This window comes from Paenibacillus paludis (assembly GCF_042610515.1).
GTDB lineage: Bacteria > Bacillota > Bacilli > Paenibacillales > Paenibacillaceae > Paenibacillus_AQ.
The window spans coordinates 146,068-164,059 of record NZ_JBGJZP010000009.1 but is presented as its reverse complement, the minus strand read 5'-3'; the positions used below and the strand labels follow the sequence as shown (position 1 = coordinate 164,059).

General features: G+C 48.2%; 17 protein-coding genes. 3 read left to right on the top strand and 14 right to left on the bottom strand.

What is annotated here, in order from left to right; translation table 11 throughout:
* Positions 1–53: 53 nt before the first annotated feature.
* The 3 genes from ACAN56_RS18990 to sbnA form a co-directional block, all read right to left on the bottom strand.
* Positions 54–389, bottom strand: coding sequence for a potassium channel family protein (locus tag ACAN56_RS18990; RefSeq protein WP_038589938.1), 336 nt, complete (start codon positions 387–389; stop codon positions 54–56).
* Between the two features lie 770 nt (positions 390–1,159).
* The gene (locus tag ACAN56_RS18985; RefSeq protein ID WP_038589936.1) at positions 1,160–2,125 is read right to left on the bottom strand and encodes an ornithine cyclodeaminase; all 966 of its coding nucleotides are present in this window, start codon (positions 2,123–2,125) and stop codon (positions 1,160–1,162) included.
* A gap of 20 nt (positions 2,126–2,145) precedes the next feature.
* Complete coding sequence (sbnA, locus tag ACAN56_RS18980; protein ID WP_379144976.1) at positions 2,146–4,350, bottom strand: 2,3-diaminopropionate biosynthesis protein SbnA; 2,205 nt, start codon at positions 4,348–4,350, stop codon at positions 2,146–2,148.
* Between the two features lie 165 nt (positions 4,351–4,515).
* Here sbnA and ACAN56_RS18975 point away from each other — a divergent pair, with 165 nt between their 5' ends.
* Positions 4,516–5,316, top strand: a complete 801-nt coding sequence (locus ACAN56_RS18975; RefSeq protein WP_379144974.1) for a YheC/YheD family protein — start codon at positions 4,516–4,518, stop codon at positions 5,314–5,316.
* A gap of 79 nt (positions 5,317–5,395) precedes the next feature.
* Here ACAN56_RS18975 and mnhG read toward each other — a convergent pair whose 3' ends face one another.
* From mnhG to ACAN56_RS18945, 6 genes are read right to left on the bottom strand one after another with little or no spacing between them, the layout of a single operon-like run.
* Positions 5,396–5,764 carry a monovalent cation/H(+) antiporter subunit G gene (gene mnhG, locus ACAN56_RS18970; RefSeq protein ID WP_379144971.1) on the bottom strand — a complete coding sequence of 123 codons (369 nt, stop codon included), beginning with the start codon at positions 5,762–5,764 and terminating at the stop codon, positions 5,396–5,398.
* Positions 5,754–6,047, bottom strand: a complete 294-nt coding sequence (locus ACAN56_RS18965) for a Na(+)/H(+) antiporter subunit F1 (RefSeq protein ID WP_379144969.1) — start codon at positions 6,045–6,047, stop codon at positions 5,754–5,756. The genes mnhG and ACAN56_RS18965 overlap by 11 nt, the downstream gene beginning before the upstream one ends.
* Positions 6,047–6,523 carry a Na+/H+ antiporter subunit E gene (locus tag ACAN56_RS18960; RefSeq protein WP_379144967.1) on the bottom strand — a complete coding sequence of 159 codons (477 nt, stop codon included), beginning with the start codon at positions 6,521–6,523 and terminating at the stop codon, positions 6,047–6,049. The genes ACAN56_RS18965 and ACAN56_RS18960 overlap by 1 nt, the downstream gene beginning before the upstream one ends.
* 5 nt (positions 6,524–6,528) lie before the next feature.
* Positions 6,529–8,004, bottom strand: coding sequence for a Na+/H+ antiporter subunit D (locus ACAN56_RS18955; protein ID WP_379144965.1), 1,476 nt, complete (start codon positions 8,002–8,004; stop codon positions 6,529–6,531).
* Positions 8,001–8,336 carry a Na(+)/H(+) antiporter subunit C gene (locus ACAN56_RS18950; protein WP_081966165.1) on the bottom strand — a complete coding sequence of 112 codons (336 nt, stop codon included), beginning with the start codon at positions 8,334–8,336 and terminating at the stop codon, positions 8,001–8,003. Before ACAN56_RS18950 ends, ACAN56_RS18955 begins: the two co-directional genes overlap by 4 nt.
* Positions 8,324–11,191, bottom strand: a complete 2,868-nt coding sequence (locus ACAN56_RS18945; RefSeq protein WP_379144962.1) for a Na+/H+ antiporter subunit A — start codon at positions 11,189–11,191, stop codon at positions 8,324–8,326. Before ACAN56_RS18945 ends, ACAN56_RS18950 begins: the two co-directional genes overlap by 13 nt.
* A gap of 323 nt (positions 11,192–11,514) precedes the next feature.
* Here ACAN56_RS18945 and ACAN56_RS18940 point away from each other — a divergent pair, with 323 nt between their 5' ends.
* Positions 11,515–12,225, top strand: a complete 711-nt coding sequence (locus tag ACAN56_RS18940) for a response regulator transcription factor (protein ID WP_379145166.1) — start codon at positions 11,515–11,517, stop codon at positions 12,223–12,225.
* Positions 12,206–13,621, top strand: coding sequence for a sensor histidine kinase (locus ACAN56_RS18935; RefSeq protein ID WP_038589916.1), 1,416 nt, complete (start codon positions 12,206–12,208; stop codon positions 13,619–13,621). The genes ACAN56_RS18940 and ACAN56_RS18935 overlap by 20 nt, the downstream gene beginning before the upstream one ends.
* A 75-nt stretch (positions 13,622–13,696) precedes the next feature.
* Here ACAN56_RS18935 and ACAN56_RS18930 read toward each other — a convergent pair whose 3' ends face one another.
* The 5 genes from ACAN56_RS18930 to ACAN56_RS18910 form a co-directional block, all read right to left on the bottom strand.
* Complete coding sequence (locus tag ACAN56_RS18930; RefSeq protein WP_038589913.1) at positions 13,697–14,041, bottom strand: Asp23/Gls24 family envelope stress response protein; 345 nt, start codon at positions 14,039–14,041, stop codon at positions 13,697–13,699.
* A 27-nt stretch (positions 14,042–14,068) separates the two neighbouring features.
* Positions 14,069–15,148, bottom strand: coding sequence for an AI-2E family transporter (locus ACAN56_RS18925; RefSeq protein ID WP_038589910.1), 1,080 nt, complete (start codon positions 15,146–15,148; stop codon positions 14,069–14,071).
* A 512-nt stretch (positions 15,149–15,660) separates the two neighbouring features.
* Positions 15,661–16,443, bottom strand: a complete 783-nt coding sequence (locus ACAN56_RS18920) for an alpha/beta hydrolase (RefSeq protein ID WP_038589907.1) — start codon at positions 16,441–16,443, stop codon at positions 15,661–15,663.
* A 17-nt stretch (positions 16,444–16,460) separates the two neighbouring features.
* On the bottom strand, positions 16,461–17,216 hold the full coding sequence (locus tag ACAN56_RS18915; protein ID WP_379144958.1) for a carboxylesterase family protein: 756 nt from the start codon (positions 17,214–17,216) through the stop codon (positions 16,461–16,463).
* The gene (locus ACAN56_RS18910) at positions 17,120–17,992 is read right to left on the bottom strand and encodes a carboxylesterase family protein (RefSeq protein WP_379144955.1); all 873 of its coding nucleotides are present in this window, start codon (positions 17,990–17,992) and stop codon (positions 17,120–17,122) included. Before ACAN56_RS18910 ends, ACAN56_RS18915 begins: the two co-directional genes overlap by 97 nt.

Here is a 17,992-nt window from a genome sequence, read left to right as displayed (position 1 = left end):
TCACATACAGTTCATAAATTAAGAAGAAATTATTCTGTTCTATTTGCTGCGGATCAATCACTTTCCTTGTCTGTTTGTTTGATCAAGAAGTAAGCGATATAGCCGATCATCCCCAGGAATAACCCGGTGCCAACGATGATGTAGACAATAGTAAAAGTTTTCCCTAAAGTGGTTTGCGGAACAAAGGTAGGATGTCCGATTGTACTAAGCGTGGCTACGCAAAAATAGATCGCGTCAATTACAGAAAGTCCTTCCTCTTTGACATAAAAAATAGTTCCGGACGTCAGCGTGATGACCACCAATACGAGCAATGCCTGAAAATTCTTAAGTTTGAGCGCCCGCCATAAGCCGGTCACCAGACGCTTAAGCGTAAGCAAAAACGATAACATGGGCAGCACCTTTCAACTATTTCAGATTGTGAATTTTATAATTCAGTATAATCGGCTAGCTGAAGAAAGTATAGTTCTGCTTTCATGGGGTAGAATTACCGAGCCGGCATAGAACACAACTGCGGTGAATGTTTGGACTTCCGGCCGCTGTTGTCTACAGATTTCTTGATCAATACCGCTCTTAGCGGTAGAAATCCGTAGACAAAGGCGGTCGCTAGCGCTCCTACAGTTCCAAACTTCCCCTCCGCTGCTTTTGCCTCTAGGTGTTCTTTAGTTCAACTTATATTGTTTGTATTTTCCGAAATTCAAAGAATACTCAAATGGATGGACAAACTGTTGTGATGGATAAAAAACCTGAGAATCAATGACTATGCAATAACTTATAAAAGCAATAACACATTTCAGCTCACCATAAATGCAACAAACATAACCGGTGAAAGTATTCCTAAGGGTAAGGCTGACATTCATCCACTTGTTTCTTTTGGGGCTAGTTATGGAGGCTTTGCTAGCGACTCTTATAGTCGTCCAGTTTATCCAGCAATTCGAGAAATTAATGTAAATGGTAATATATCTATTTCACAAAACTTTCCTCAAAAAGAAGTTAACTATATTATTACGGTGGCAAGATAATTTACAGAATGGAATAGAACACAAACAGCGCGTGCCAGTATCCATTGGCTCGCGCTGTTTGTGTTAGATCTACCTCATCATATATCGAGCGGTGAAAAGCTGTATTACACGATCCTTGCGCAGAGCAAATTGCTCCCATCTTACTCAAGCTCGCTCCCAATCCCTTTTTTCCTGGCCTTCTTTACATAATATACCGCTGTTGCAATATCGAAGACAGCCATCCCCATCGGGCAGAAAAAGACCGGCTCATCTTCGGCGAATTCAGTCAGGCCGCTTCGGCAGACGACGTCGCTAATCTTACGGGTGCCGGTACGGGTCAGCCCCTGTTCCAGATGGAGCCGCTCGATGTCTGTATTCTCGCGGCACACTTCATCCCAATCGTCGACAATGACAGCTTTCACCGAAGCTAACGCCTCCGGCTTATAATCACGCAGAGAAACATTCAGCAGAAGACAACCTTTTGCAGGGGGAAGATCGATATACCGGTGATCGGATACGGTACATGTGATGAAGATATTAGACTTCAGATAGACGTCCGCCCAGGTCTCTGCCACTTCAATCCTGTCCCTGTAACAGGACTGAATTCCTGACAGATCGGCTCCCCTTAGATCGAAGATGCGGATACGTTCAATTCGATCACCGTACAGAGCCATTGCCATTTGAAAATGATGCTGCCCAATCGGCCCCCAGCCGATAATGCCGAGCTGAATCTTTTCCAGCGGCCGCGCCTGCATAAAGTGACGGATCATCAGCCCGCTGATCGAAGCTGTCCTGACGATGCTGGGCAGCGGCGAGTTCAGAACGGCTGAAGGCTGGCCCGTATGGGGATCATTCAATATGATAACGCTATGTGCGCGGGGAAGACCGGCCCCGATATTATCCGGGAAGCTGGAAATCCACTTGATCCCTGCTGCATTCACGTCTCCCCCTACATACGCGGGCATTGCAATAATCCGGTTTTGAGGATGGTTATACCTTAGATAAGGCTTAACTGGCTGTGCGTAATCACCGGAATCAAGAATGCGCACCGCAGATTCTGCAGACTCCACAAGGTCAGGCCACTCAAGGCCTATCGCCTGGATATCCTGGTCATTTAAGTACAGCATGCCACTCCCTCCTTTGGCTATTAGGTAGGGACATCTCCGTCTTCAGACGAGAGATCCCGGCCGAACTGGTTCTGAATCCATGAGTCCGAATATACGGTATCGAGGTAACGTTCTCCCTTGTCATGCAGAATGACCGCGCAGTGAGATCCCGGAGTTATTTCTTGCTCCATACGCTTGACGGCGGCAATAATCCCTCCGGAGGATGCACCGGCCAGGATCGATTCATTCTGCGAGAGCGCCCGGCAGCCTTTTATGATCTCCCAGTCCGAAACATACACGATATGGTCGATTAGATCTTTTCTGCAGAAAGGCGGTACAATGCCGGCACCCAGTCCGGGGAAACGCCGGCTGCCCTTATTTCCGCCAAAAATAACGCTGCCCTCCGCGTCGACAGCCACGATCTTGGTCTTTAGCCCATGATCCCTTGCGTACTCCGCCAGCCCCCTGATCGTGCCGCATGTACTGACACTGCAAAACAAATAATCCACCCGGCCAAGTTCGGTCACGATCTCTTTCATGGTCGTATGGTAGTGGGCCAGATAATTATTTGCGTTTCCATACTGATTCGGCCAAAAGCTGCCGGGTATCTCCGCCAATAACTGCTGTACGCGTGTGAGCCTCGCAGGCAGAAACTCGCCTGTTTCCGGGTCTGGCTCCGCGACATAGTCGATTTTTGCATCCAAAGCCTTCAGGATCTGAATATTAGTTTCGGTTGTTCGGGGGTCGATAACGCTGATAAACCGCAGCCCCAAATATTTGCAAATCATCGCCAGGCTAATCGCCATATTCCCCGAACTCGATTCAATAATGACAGTTCCAGGCCTGATTCTACCTTCCTTCCAAGCTTCCTGGATCATCCGCAGGGCAGGACGGTCTTTCGCACTTCCGCCCGGATTCAGCAGCTCCATTTTGGCGTAGACCTCAAACCCGCTGTTCTGGAACAGGTTGCTCAGCTTGATTAAGGGCGTATTTCCGATGGTCGACAGTATGCCGCCACTCAAGTTCATCTCTGCCCTGTCTTTATCTTTCTGGTAATATAGCTTTTTGTTCTTTACCTGCCCGCTCTCCAGCGTCTCGCCATTGGCCACTATAAAGACTTCAATATCGTCAAGCAGGTGATTCCGAATCATCATGCCGATTTCCGGAATGCACTCCCTGATTTCCTCCCTGATTGCCGGAGCTGTGGAGTTAACTGCCGATTTACTTTTGATATAAATGGTCAGCGCATTGTTCCTTACCTTCACCCGGATGATCGCATCTTCTATATGACGGTATACAACCTGTTCGATATCGTACAGGCTGATTTTTTCCCCATGCTTCAGTTCCCGGCCCACCCGTTTGACGATTGAGGCAAAACTCTGCTTTTCCACACCGCCTATCTTCACAGGTCTGAAATCCCTTACCACATCATAGGTAACAAAACGAATGGCTGGCATCATCTTGCGGACGGTTGAAGTAAGAACCAGAATACTTTCATTTTTACCCAGCGGCCTTAAATCTTCACCTAACGCCTCCGTCCCGAGCCCTTCCGCAAAAATTCCGTCGGCAAGGATGTATCTGCCTAGCTCATGAGAGTAATAAGCGATCGTGCCCATTTCAATGGAGCCATACGTATCGACGATGTCCCGTGGATCAAGACCGAACAGGCGCGCCATATTCCGCTGCCATCCCAGTGTGGCGATTTCCCCGACCAGAATGATCTTGCGGATGCCGAAGTCGCGCGGATTTCCGGCGGCATATACGATATGGTCAAGGATGGAAGGCATCGTATACAGCAGCTCAGGCTTAAAGGCTTGCAGCCGTTCAATGTGCTGTTCGATGGGAAGCTCAAAGGGTATTGAACTCTTTTCGAGTCCCAGCCGCTCAAATATGGACAGGGCCGTGTTCGCTGCATGTCCCGTACCCATGTCCGCCAAAGCCCTTGTACAGCCGCTTCCCGCAAGCAGCTCACCGAACAGCTTTGTTTTGATATCAATGTAGTTTTTATCGTCTTCCTCTGAGTAGAATATCGCTTTTCGGCGGCCCGTGCTTGTGCCCGAGGTCCGGTATACGGCCAGAGTAGGGTCACTATCTTGGGTATAATAATGGGTATCCAGAATCTCCGACGTCATAAGCGGAAGGTTCTGTAGGCTATAACTCGTCTTCTCCCCGCCGATCAGCCTCTTGTACCAAGGAAAAACCCCGGTGACTTCTAGCACCTTATCCTGCAAATTGCCGAGCAGCATCTTCGCCGCCTCCTATTGGCCGCATGCTGCAGCCTCATTAGATAAACACCTGCAATAATCTTATGTAGAATTCTCCGGGTGTGTTCTATTGCTGTGTAGATGCCCAATCAAAAACTGAACATTTCCGTAATATAGCCTATGGAACTATAGAGACGGAGGGACAAGATGAAGAAGCAAATAAGGCATATATCCAATAAGCTGACGAAGACAAAGGTGATGGCTCGAAGCCAAGAATTAAGGACATACATCCCGGTAACGAGAAAAATGGATCAAAGCACACTGCATGAGATGCTGCAAAAATATAATATGGTCTACATTAAGCCATGCTGTGGATCCTTTGGGAAAGGTGTGATGCGGATGGAAAAGACCGCCCGGAAGGAACGGATTCAATACAGCTATCAGGCGGGTATACATGTACGCAGCTTCCCGGATTACGAAACAGCTTATCGCGCAATCTTAAAGGAGACCCAGGGGAAGTCCTATTTAGTGCAGAAAGGGATCCGGCTTTTGGTTTATGAAGGCCGCCCCTTCGATATCCGGGTGATGGTGCAGCGAAATCTTAAGGGTGGATGGGAAGCTACGGGGGTTGCAGGACGCGTGGCGCATCCCCGCAAGGTTGTTACAAACGGGAGCCAGGGGGGGACGATTTATCCGGTTGAAGTATTGTTGAACGCCTACACCAGCCTGGAGAAGCGTAAAGCATTGATCTCGGCCCTGAAGGAAATGGGTGTGAAGTCCGCCAAGCAGCTAAGCATAACCTTTCCCGGCCTCCAGGAAATTGGCGTGGACATTGCCTTGGACCGGCGCCTCAAGCCCTGGATTCTGGAAGTGAATACTTCCCCCGATCCTTGTCCGTTTACCAAGCTGAAGGACAAAAGCATGATTAAACGGATCGTCAAATACGCTAACGCCTATGGCCGCACATATAATCTAAAGTGTATGAAATCTAAACAGGGTGTGGTGTAAACTGCGGGGTTCTCTGCGGAACAACGCAGCCGGAAGCGGCGAATTGTGGAGCTGCTCTTCCACAGCTCGCCTGCTCCTGTCAGCGATCTTGTTCTACAGACAGCGCCTGATCCTCTTCCATGGAGGGCTTCAGGTCATCCTGAATGCTGCCTTCCCATAACGGGACTCCCGACCGGTAGGCTGATCTGCCGTTTAAATGGCCTGCTACCGGAGAGGTAATGAATACAAAGACGATAGCAAGCAGCAGCTTATAGCTAACCGTTCCATCGTGAAACAGGAAGTAGACAAACGCTCCGCTCAGCACACAGAGCACCCCAAGTGTCGCGCTTTTAGTAGCGGCGTGTGAACGCAGGTACACATCGGGCAGCCGGACCAAACCGAATGCGCTCAGACCGCAGAATACAGCGCCTAGCAGCACCAGAATCGAACTGAACAACTCACCGGTCATGCCTGTCACCTCCCTCTTCAAATACAACGCCCCGTTCAATATATCTGGCCAGCGCCGTCGTTCCTATAAAAGTAAGAATGCCTATCACCAGAATAATCTCAAGAAAATCCTGTGTATTCAGCAGCATAGAGACTACCGCAATCATGGCCAGCACATGGATGCCTATCGTATCCAGTGCAGCAACCCTGTCAGAACGGGTCGGTCCTTTAAGCAGACGGTACAGACAGGCCAGCATGGCCACCGATAATATAATCAGCGCTGCAGTTAACAAAGTCAGACTCATCAGCGGGTCACCTCCATAATGGCTTGCTCAAAAGTGCCTCTGATCTGCTCGGTAAGCAGCTGTGCATCTTCAATATCAATGGCATGGATGTACAGGATCTTTCCATCTCCCGAAACATCAAGTGTCAGTGTTCCCGGTGTCAGGCAAATCAAACAGGATAATAAAGTGACTTCCCACGCGGATGTTAGGGCAGTCTCATAAGCAAAAATACCGGGACGTATAGCCAGCTTTGGACGAACGATATGACCGATCACCACAAAGCTCGATACCAGCAGCTCGCGGATAAATATCAGCAGCAGCTTCAGCATTGCCCATACTCGTTTGAGATAAAAGGGCTGCGTCCAGGATTTCCGCAGGATCAGCAGAATGAACACTCCAAGCACAAACCCCACGATAAAGCTTGAGCCCGAACTGTTGTTATTCAGCAGCATCCACATGAAAGCAATCATCAGGTTGAACAGTATTTGCAAAGCCATCTCCTCTACTCCTTCATTACAGCTTCAATATAAAGCCCGGGTGAGACCAAGATATCTCCGGCCTGCGATACATAGGCGTATACCCACTCCGCCCCAATACCCATTGCAATAACAAGAACAAGCAGTCCGGCAGCAACGGCCGAAGCGCTTTTTAAGTTGGCCTTTGGTAATTCCTTCTCCGGTTCATTTCCCCAAAATGCCAGTCTGAACACCTTCATCAAGGAATACAGTACAAGAAAGCTTGACGCCAGACCAATCAGAGACAAGGTCAACATGCCGGTATCCAACCCTCCGCGAATGATCAGAACCTTGCCGGTAAAACCGCTGAGCGGAGGAATCCCCACCAGAGCAAGCGCCAGTATAAAAAACATCCAGCCGATCAAGGGGTACTTTCTGATCATCCCCCCCATGTTCTTCAAGTGTTCTGTTCCTGCGGCAGAGATGATCATTCCTCCGAGAATAAACATCAGTGCTTTCGCCAACATATCATGCAGCAAATAGAATACCGCCCCGTTCAGAGAGTCAGGTGTCCCAACTGCCAGGCCAAAGGCGACAAAACCAACGCTGATGATGACATTGTAATTAAGAATACGGGGAATATCCTGATAGGCTACAGCTCCCAATCCGCCCAGAATCATTGTAGCCGCCGCCATCCAGGCTATCCAAGGCTGGGTGAAGCCCGGATCGTTTACGAACAGGAGGGTAAATGTACGAATAATTGCATACAAGCCCACTTTAGTCAACAATGCGCCAAACAAAGCCCTGACCGCCACCGGAGGTGCACTGTATGATCCAGGCAGCCAATAAAACAGCATGAGCCCGGCCTTTAAAGAAAATACGATCAGGAACAAAATGGCTATTACATTAAGTACGCCGCCTTGCCCCGCTTCGGCAATACGCTGGGACAAATGGGCCATGTTGAGCGTGCCCACTGCTGCATAGAGATAAGCTACCGCCGCCACGAACAGTGTGGAGGATACGATATTTATCAGCAAATATTTGGACGTCTCCCGGAGCTGGAGCTTCGTCCCGCCAATAGAAATAAGCGCATAGGAAGAAATGAGCATCACCTCGAAGAAGACGAACAGATTAAAGATGTCCCCTGTAAGGAAGGAACCGTATACCCCTACGAGCAAGAAATGAAAAAAGCTATAGTAGTAAAAACGCTCCCGCTCCTCACCTATACTGCGGAAGGAGTAGAGCAATATGGCAAAGCTGACCAGCGAAGCCGTCAGCAGCAGCAATGACGCTAACATATCGCCAACGAACACAATGCTGTAAGGCGGGGACCATCCCCCCATCTGCAGGGTTTGTATACCCTTATCGTGAACGCGTGAGACCAGGACAGCAGCAATGCCGATATTCAGTAATCCGCTGGCGGAGCTGATCCAGCGCTGGAGCCGGATTCTTTCTTTCAGGAAGATCAGGATCACAGCTGTACACAGGGGGATCAGAATCGGCAGCACCAACAGATTGCTCATTCTTTCTCCTCCTTGATACTATCGATTTCATCCGTACCCAGTGTCTGGTAGGAACGGTAGGCCAGAACAAAATAGAACGCAGTAACTCCAAAGCTGATCACAATGGAGGTTAAGATCAGCGCCTGCGGCAGGGGATCGACATAAGTCTCCGCATTGTCTCCCAGCACCGGTGCAGCGCCTTTTTTGAGTCCGGCCATCGTGAGGAGCAGCAGATGGACGCCATGTGTCAGCAGGGAAGTTCCCAGCACAATGCGCAGCAGACTTTTGGACAGAATCAGATAGACACCAATTGTAAATAAAATCCCTACAGCCACCGCCATTATGAGTTCCATTGTTTATCCCCCCCGATCGATAATATGATGTTCATGGTTACACCCACTACGGCCAAATACACGCCCAGGTCAAACAGAACCGCTGTCGCAAGCTCTGTATCCCCGAGTATAGGCAATTGAAAATGACCAAAGGCATGACTGAGAAACGGTGCATTAAATATGAAGGAACCCGATGCCGTAACAATCGCGATCAGCAATCCGGCTCCCGTAATCAAGCGGTAGTTCACCGGAATAACCTTACGGACCGTATCCATGCCAAAAGCGACAGCCATCAGAACAAGCGCGGCGGAAGTCATCAGCGCTCCAATAAAACCTCCACCCGGATGGTTGTGGCCCGCAAAGAATAAGTACAAGGAGAACGTAAGTATAATGAGGACAATTCCCTTGGACATGGTCTGAAGGATCACATCATTACTCCGCAGCCGCAAGGCTGAGTTTCCAGAATGGACTTTTCCGGATTCAGTCTGACCAGGTTCCATTCTTAAATGGATCAAGCCATAGATAGCCATTGAGGCGATACCGAGCACCATAATTTCAAACAAGGTATCAAAGCCGCGGAAATCCACCAGAATGACGTTGACTACATTTTTACCGCCGGCTGAATTGTAGCTTTCTTTCAGGAAAAACTCGGAAATCGGTTCAAAGGGACTGCTCCCCATCGCCGCCAATGCAATTAAAGTTGTGGTGATACCAACACCAAGGGCGATAATCAAATTCGGCAGCTTAAACCGCAGGCGTTCCTTCTCCTTCTTCAGCTTCGGAAGATATCTGAAGCAGAGAAGGAAGAGAATGACCGACACCGTCTCTATCATCATTTGCGTAAGCGCGAGATCAGGCGCCCGGAAGATGACGAACAATAGCGTTACCATATAGCCGACACAGCCAGTGAATAAAATGGCACTGACCCGTGATTTGGCAAAAGGCACCGCGAATGCCGCAAGCAGCATAACGGCTATTACCGCTGTCTCATAAATGGACAATGGCGCATAGTGCTCCATGCCGAAGCTGATACCCGGTTGTCCTATTAGAGCAGCGAGCAACGCAATAATAAAGAAGCTGAAAATATACAGCAAATAATGACGGTTGGAGCCGGTCATATAAGCATTGGTCAGGCGTTTTGAGCCCCGCTCCAACAATTGAAGGCTCCCATCATAGAGATGGTTGAGCGTTTTCCGTCCGCTTGGCCCACGGTCCAAGACCCGCAACCGGCTGTAGCTTCGGTATAACAGCACACCGGCAGCGATAACACCTATGGTCATAAATATCTCCGGTGTCCAGCCATGCCAGAAATGAATCGAGACCTCGAACGTAGCTTCAGGCGCCAATACCCCGTTATGGATCGACGCCATGGCCGGCATAATCAGCGAATTAGAAACAAGCTCAGGAAAGAAAGCAAAGACTACAGCAAGGGAGACCAGCATCACTGGTGACAGCAGAAGGCCGAGCGGTGCTTCATGCGGCATTTTATCCAGTTTAGCCTTCTGAAGTTTACCCCCAAAGGTCTTAAAGACGAGAATCATACTGTACACAAAGGTAAACACACTGGCAAGCCAGGCGGCTACCGGAAAAATCCCCATCCAGGAGCCAGTATTCAGTATGTCGAACTCACGGATATTCAGCATAGCGGTAAAGAACATTTCTTTGCTGAGGAACCCGCTGAACGGCGGCAAGCCCGCCATGGAGAATGCGCCGATCAATGCGACCGAGAAAGTAATGGGCATGAGGGACATCAGCCCGCCCAGCTTGCGGAGATCCCGGGTACCCGTTTCATGGTCAATAATTCCGACAACCATAAACAAGCTGCCTTTAAAAACAGCATGATTCAGGAGATGAAAGAGAGCCGCTGTAGTAGCCATAGTATAGAAAACAGCTTCTTCCTTCCCGGCAAAAAAGGAAGCCGCCGAACCAAGTCCCAGCAGAGACATGATCAGACCAAGCTGGCTGATGGTAGAGTACGCAAGCAAGCCTTTGAGATCGCTTTGCTTAATCGCTTTAAATGCTCCATAGATCAGTGTCACCATTCCTGTGAGCGAAACCAGCCAGAACCACCCGGATTGACCTGCAAATACAGGGGTGAGCCGTGCAACCAAATAGATTCCCGCCTTAACCATCGTAGCCGAATGAAGATAGGCGCTGACCGGTGTCGGTGCTTCCATCGCATCAGGCAGCCAGATATGAAATGGAAATTGCGCGGATTTCGTGAACGCTCCCAGCAGGATCAGCAGCATCGCCGGGATAAACATGGAGTGGCCCGGCAAAGATCCGGCTACAGCTACAATTTCCCGGATACTATAAGTTCCAGTCATGACGTATAACAGATTAAATCCGGCAAACATAGCCAGACCGCCAAACACCGTAATGAGCATCGACTTCATTGCACCGTAGCGCGATCTTTCCCGGCGGTGCCAGAAAGCAATCAGCAGGAATGAAGAAATACTGGTGAGCTCCCAGAACCCGTATAGAACCATCAGATTATCTGACAGCACAACACCCAGCATCGCCCCCATAAACATCAGCAGGTACATGTAGAATTGGCGAATCCCTTCGCAGTGCTTACTCAGATAATAAATGGAATAGAGTACCACCAGAGCGCCCATTCCGGTAATCAGCAAAACAAACAACAGGCTGAGTCCATCCAGGTAAAGTGTAATATCGACTCCAAGTGAAGGCATCCAGGAGAAGCTTGTCATTAGATTTGATCCTGCTTGAATACTTGGGATTCTTGTCAGGAAGTAGAGAAATAGAGCTGCAGGCAAGGGCAGAACGATCCAGCCCACATGAAAACGCGGCAAATATTTAGTAAGCGGAATAAATGCAGCAAGCAAAAATGGAAGTAAAACTACAAGATGCAGCACGGTCCAGCACTCCTCCTCTTTTATTCATGTTCTAGTTTTCTGCTATTGCGGTTGTATCCATTCATTCTGTACAATTCTCAGGTATTGATAATTAACTTATTTTCCCAGTAAAAAAACACAAAAAGAGCCCGCTTTTGGCAGGCTCCTCCGTTTGATTCCGTATACAATTAAAAATAATTATACAGTCAGCGCAAGAAACTGTAAAGCCCCGTTCGAACGAATGAAAAAAAGATAAATACAATATTCCATAAATATTTATCCAATCTTTAGGTTTGGTTTAGAATGAATAAAGGTTAGAGAGTTATATTGAGTAGGGGTGATTTATTATATTTACGATACTGATCGCTGATGACGAACTCGAAATCGTCGAATTGCTGCAGCTTTACCTTGAAAAGGACTACCATATTTTGAAGGCTACCAACGGTATGGACGCTTTACATATCATTGGGGAGCATACCATCGATTTAGCTATTCTCGATATTATGATGCCGGGGATGGATGGATTACAGCTGCTTAAGAGTATTCGCCGGGCGTATCATTTTCCCGTCCTGTTCTTATCGGCCAAAAGCCAGCATCATGACAAAATTCTCGGTCTGGAGCTCGGAGCGGATGATTATATCTCTAAACCCTTTAATCCGCTGGAGGTCGTTGCCCGTGTCAATGCTTTGCTGAGGAGAGTCCATCATTTTGATGTTTCTCCTGTGGAGAAGGAGCCGGCGGTTGAGAAAATTGTACTTGGAGCACTGACACTAGATCTGAGCGAGTGTGTTCTGTATGTCTCAGGGGAACCGGTTGTGTTGACCTCCACTGAATATAAAATCCTTAAGCTGATGATGGAGGAACCGGGGCGGGTGTTCACGCGCAAGCGAATTTATGAAGCGGTTTGGGAAGACTTCTATATGTATGAGGACAACAGTATCATGGTACATATCAGCAACATCCGTGAGAAGATTGAGCTGGATTCCAAGAAACCTGAGTATCTGAAAACCATCCGGGGATTGGGGTACAAAATTAATGCGCCTGTGGAGAACTAGAAACCAACGGCCGCTGCAGACGTCGCTAGCCCTTGACTTTTTACGGTTTCTTGTCATTGTTCTTGTCATTTCGCTTGGCGCCTATTTGTTTATACAACTGGATGTGACGCAAAAACTAAAGGATTATCAACTTGCGGATCCGGATTTAAAGGTCACGGCAAGCCAATATTTGAATAATCCCAAATCCGGACCGGAAACCGAGAAATTGCTGCGCAGCCGGGGCTGGCTTGAAATCTTGGACGGAAGCAAGCTCATCAAAGAAGTGATCGGAAATAAACAGGATCAGATGATTAGCTACTCAGAGGAACAATTGTATAAACTGCTTGAGAATGATCGAAGTCAGGATTATTACTATTCATTGTCCCGCTACCCGGGCCCTGGTTCGCCAGACTGGCTGCTGCTGAAAATCCCACGGGACCGTATTGACATCTCCATTAACAGCTACCCGTTTATGTCCTATTTTAACCATTCGGTTACCTTCTATATTTTGATTGGGGCGATGGTGCTTCTGGTGCTGGTTGTTGTTTACAGCTATTCTGTAGCCCGGCGGATTCTCAAACCGCTCAAAACAATTAACGAAGGATTAAAGGAAATGATCCAAGGTAATTACAGCACCAGGATCTCTGTCCATGCTGAGCAGGAATTCGAGCAAATGGCTGAAACGTTCAACTACATGGCAGATATGATTGAGAAAACTACCAAGGCTACGCGGCTGGCGGAAGAAAGCAAGCAGCGGATGATGATGGACCTCTCTCATGATCTGAAGACTCCGGTTACCAGCATTCAGGGTTATGCGCAAGCCCTGTATGAAGGCCGCGTCGAGGATGTGGAAAGACAGCGGAAATATCTGTCATATATTCACAATAAGTCCTCCCAAGTCACTAAATTAATTCAAAATATGATGGAACTGCTCAAAACAGATTCGCCGGATTTCCTGTTGAAAATGGGGCATCACGAGCTTGGCGACTTCCTGCGGGAAATTATCGCCGATTCGTATGGAGAAATCGAACAAAAGCGGTTTACGCTTCAGTTCCAAGTACCCGATCAGGATATTTATGCGCTCTTTGATCCTGAACTGCTGTCACGAGTGGTCTATAATCTGATCACCAATGCTCTGACTTATAATCCGCCCGGAACGAATCTTCGGATTGAGCTCATTCCCCAGGCCACCCGAATGGTCATTGAAATTGCCGATAATGGTGTGGGGATTCCTCAAGAACTCAGATCCACCCTTTTCGATCCCTTTGTGCGGGGAGATGAAGCCAGAACGGCATCTGGAGGAACCGGCTTAGGCTTGGCTATAGCCCTGAAAAATACGGAAAGAATGGGCGGAACTTTGGAACTGGCCAACCCCGGGAAGGAATCAACTGTCTTTAAGATCAGTTTACAAAAATAGTCTAACGCCAAATAAATAGCGGCAGCCAAGGACGATAGAATAATGTCCTTGACTGCCGCTGTTTTATTGAAAAATTCAAATTGGCTCCGGTATAATGCCAACCACGGTTACATTCACTTGTGACACTTTTAATCCAGTCAGTATTTCAAGGCTGCTCTTAATTTTTTGCTGCAAAAGCTGTGCAAGCTGGTGAAGAGGAGTTCCGAGCACAAAAACCGGAAATATGTGAACCGCCAGTTCTCCCCCGTTTATCTGGAGGTCAATAGCTTTATAGAAGTCATCTCTGTTTTTGCGTTTTGTTTTGCCTTCCATAAGCGCCTTCACTTCTTCCGCTTCCTGAATCGCCTTGCCGGCAATCTTCAATATGGCCCGATTTGAAATCGTAATGTTACCTCTATATCCGTTATTTAAGTTGTTCATCCTATCGCCTCCTTCGATTTATACGAACTATAGTCCCTCCCATTTTTCTTTAAAGAACAAATGATACGTATGCTTAGATAAAATTTTGATGACCATATACACAGGAATAATGATCAGCATGCCAATGAATCCAAAGAAATTCCCCACTCCGAGCACAAGAACTGTTGTGGTAATGGGATGAATATCAAGGCTTTTGCCAAAGACCAACGGTGAAATGATGTTATCCTGAACCTGCTGTGCCAACAGGATAATAACCAAAGCCCACAATCCCACAGCAGGAGATTCAACCAGTCCTACAATCACAATAGGAACAGATGAGATGATGGCCCCAAAATAAGGAATAAAGTTCATAATGACAGCAATCAGCGTCAATACAAGAGCATAAGGTAACCCGATCAAAAGGAATCCGAGATACATCAGGACACCCAGCGCCAGATTAACGATAACTCTGCTAACGATATAGCTGCTGAGCGCGGCATCGATTTCTTTTGTAATTGTACTGGTTTTCCCGCGAAAACGTTTGGGAACAGCTCTTACGATGATTTTCCCGAATTTGTCGCCCTCCTTAAGCATATAGAACAACAATATTGGAAAGGTAAACAGTATAATCGCTAAGTTGGAGACCGCTGAAAATAGCCCTGTGACATAACTGGTTAATAAAGTGAACCCCTTGTTTAAATATTCATTTAATTGGGAGAGCAGGCTGAAATCTTCGGGGAAAATTTTCGAGAAAACTCCTGTCTTCTCCAACTCCACAATTTTATCGTTTAATAAATTGAAAAGATGAGGCGCATTTTGCACCAGATTTATTAATTGCGATTTCAAGGGAGGCCAGACACCCCCAAAGAATGCCATTACAATGATAAACAAGAAAAGGTAAATCAGAAGGATCGCCGGTGTTCGCTTCAATTTCCACTTTTCCAGCAGAGGAATTAAAGGCCGCAAGATATAGTAGAAAAAAACGGCTAGCAGCATCGGGATGAGGATTACACCCGTCAGCGCCTTAAAGGGTTTAAAAATAAAATCCACTAAAGAACCCACATAAATGATTGCAAGGACCAGCAGTATTGCTTTACCTATGGTAAGAAATTTATTTACATTTTTCATCTGCCATCTCCTGCTCTATCCAGCTTATTTGTATTAATATAGCGTTCCAATCTTTATACACTCTAAACTGAACCTAAAGATTAGATAAATATTATTACATTTTATCAACTCAAATGATGCAATCGGTGTTCTCCTTCAAAGCGATTTGCCCGTTCAAGCAGCGGCCCCTTGGCTCCCATAACAAAGGCATAACAGCTGCCGCGGATCGGGGTTATAACTGGAGCTCCATCCAAATCACTTTAATAAGATTCAGAATTCTTAGCAGCTCATAGTAAACAACCGTTTCCCCATTGAACAAGGAAACGGTCGCTTTAAATTGGTGTTACAACACATACCCAAATCCCAGTATCGTTCATTAAACAAGATCATGGCATGGCAGCGTCCAGTTCACAACAAGCGGATCGGCTGTTCAGATTAAAGCTCCGTCCACCCATATATTCGCTGTCCCGAAGCCGGGAATGCCCCCTTTTTGTCGTACTAGGCTGAAGCAGCGGTTATCCTTGAGCGGTCAGCTAAAAAATAAGCTTGGAGAACTGATACAAGCCGTTCTTCCAGACCGGCCAATCGTGGTCGCCATGTTCTTCCACCCAGATATGCGGCACGGAATGCTGCGATAAATAGGCATGCGTCCGGTCGCTGACATTCTTGAGACTGTCCAGATCACCACAGGATAGCCAGAGCAGGCTGAGCAATTCTGCCGTCTTCAGCGGTTCCGGCACCAGCAGCTCGGGCAGCTTCGTATTGGGAGCCGGGGAGAACGCCCCGATCCAGGCGAACTGGTCCAGATTGTTCAGACCGATATTCAGGGATTGCCCTCCGCCCATGGATAATCCGGCAATGGCGCGGTGCATCCGGTCCGTCAGGACCGAATAATTCGCTTCTATATAAGGGATAAGATCATGGAGTAAATCCGACTCGAAGGTTTCGAACGCCTGTACCTTGTCGTGAGCAAAAACATCTCCTTCCGCCCGGTCATTCAACATCGCCCGGCCGTTCGGAAGCACGACGATCATGGGCTTCAGCATTTGATCGGCATACAGATTGTCCAGGATAATCTGAGGCTTGCCGTGATTGTACCATTCGCTCTCATCTCCGCCAATTCCGTGCAGCAAATACAAGACACCGTATTCCTCGGCGGCGGAATATCCGGGCGGTGTATATACCATTGCCTTCCGGGCGTTCCCTACCGTTGTAGAAGGATATTCTATAGTACGGATCACTCCCCGCGCAATGGCTTCCCTCTCCTTATCATATCCGGCCGTTGGTATCGTATAATTCTGATTGCTCTCGTTCATTCCCCCTCATTCCTCCCCTAGATATAAATGGATTGCCGCTTGAAATATTGCTCGACCAGAAATTGCATAACCTCACCCGAAGGCTCCTTCACAAATTCTGCCTTGTCCGCAAAAACCATGCCGTAAGGCGCCTCCGGCGTACACGGTTTCCAGAGAGGCAAGTCCTCCCCGGTGGAATCTTTGCCATTCGGATCGCCCGTGCCGATGAAATAGGCAAGATAATTGCACATCTGGCGGGCAAGATCATAATGCTTGCCCACAAAAGGCCGCCAGCATTTGGCCAGCGTTTCGAAGTGGAACCACAAATCCACCGAATGGAAGGTTCCCGGATCATCCCAGCCCGGAATTTCCGTATCAAAAGTGTAATAATACATTGGTACGCCGCTGCCGGAATCGCAATTGGCCTTAACGGCAACACGGACCGCATATTCAATATTGCTCACGGAAGCCTTATGGATCATTTCCTCCAGCTTCCCTGAATCAACACCGCATAGCTTAAGGTACTCTTCCGCTTTACTGCCGAACATTTCAACCGCCAAGGCTCTGAATTCCTCCACGCTGCCGGCATCGGGAACAGCGAAAAATTCGGAAGAGGTATTTCCCAGCATGACCGGCACCTTATGGTGCTGTCCCTTCAGAAAAAGGTTATAGGGGTTGCCCGGACAGTACAACTGGTCTATGACCGTTCCCCAGAAGCTGCCGTACTCCAGCATTTTATCACGGACATAGAGGGCATCCAGCTTGCGGGCCTCTTCCAGAGTCGACACTCCCATAAATTCAAAGAAGGCTGCCCCTCCTCTTCAGCCTGACTGAGGGTACGCTCTATCGGAGGCACGGGGTTGTTCGGGTACAGCGGAGTAAAGATCCCGCTCATAATCACGGCTCGCTGAAACAGCCCTTCATTCTGCGGCGAGGCCAGTTGGCTCAGCACACTTCCACCGCCGGCTGATTGTCCCCCGATTGTGATTTGGTCAGGGTCTCCGCCAAAAGCAGCGATATTGCGTTTCACCCACTGCGTGCCCGACTGCTGATCCAGATGCCCGAAATTCGCGGGAGCCACGGGGGATTCCGCAGTAATCTCGGGATGGCTCAAAAAGCCAAACGCATTCAGGCGGTAATTCACGGTCACCACGACAATTCCCCGGCGGGCAATACGTTCGCCGTCAAATTCCATTTCGGCTGTATGGCCGACCTGAAATCCTCCGCCAAAATACCATACAAAGACGGGAAGCTTCTCATCTGCGCAGACGGCCGGTGTCCAGACATTCAGGTAAAGGCAGTCCTCATCCATCGGAAGATCCGGGTCAACCGACCATTCGCGGGAATAAATATTATTCACATCTATGATGGTTGGGACCTGCATCGAAATCGGGGCAAAATCATACGCTTTCAATTCCCCTTCCCAGTCTTGCACAGGCTGGGGAGCACGCCAGCGGTTCTCCCCCACAGGCGGGGCAGCAAACGGAATTCCCTTGAAGCTGGTAATACGCGGATCAGCCGCCGGCAGTCCTTGAACAATACCATTTTCCACACGCACTATTCTTAACAC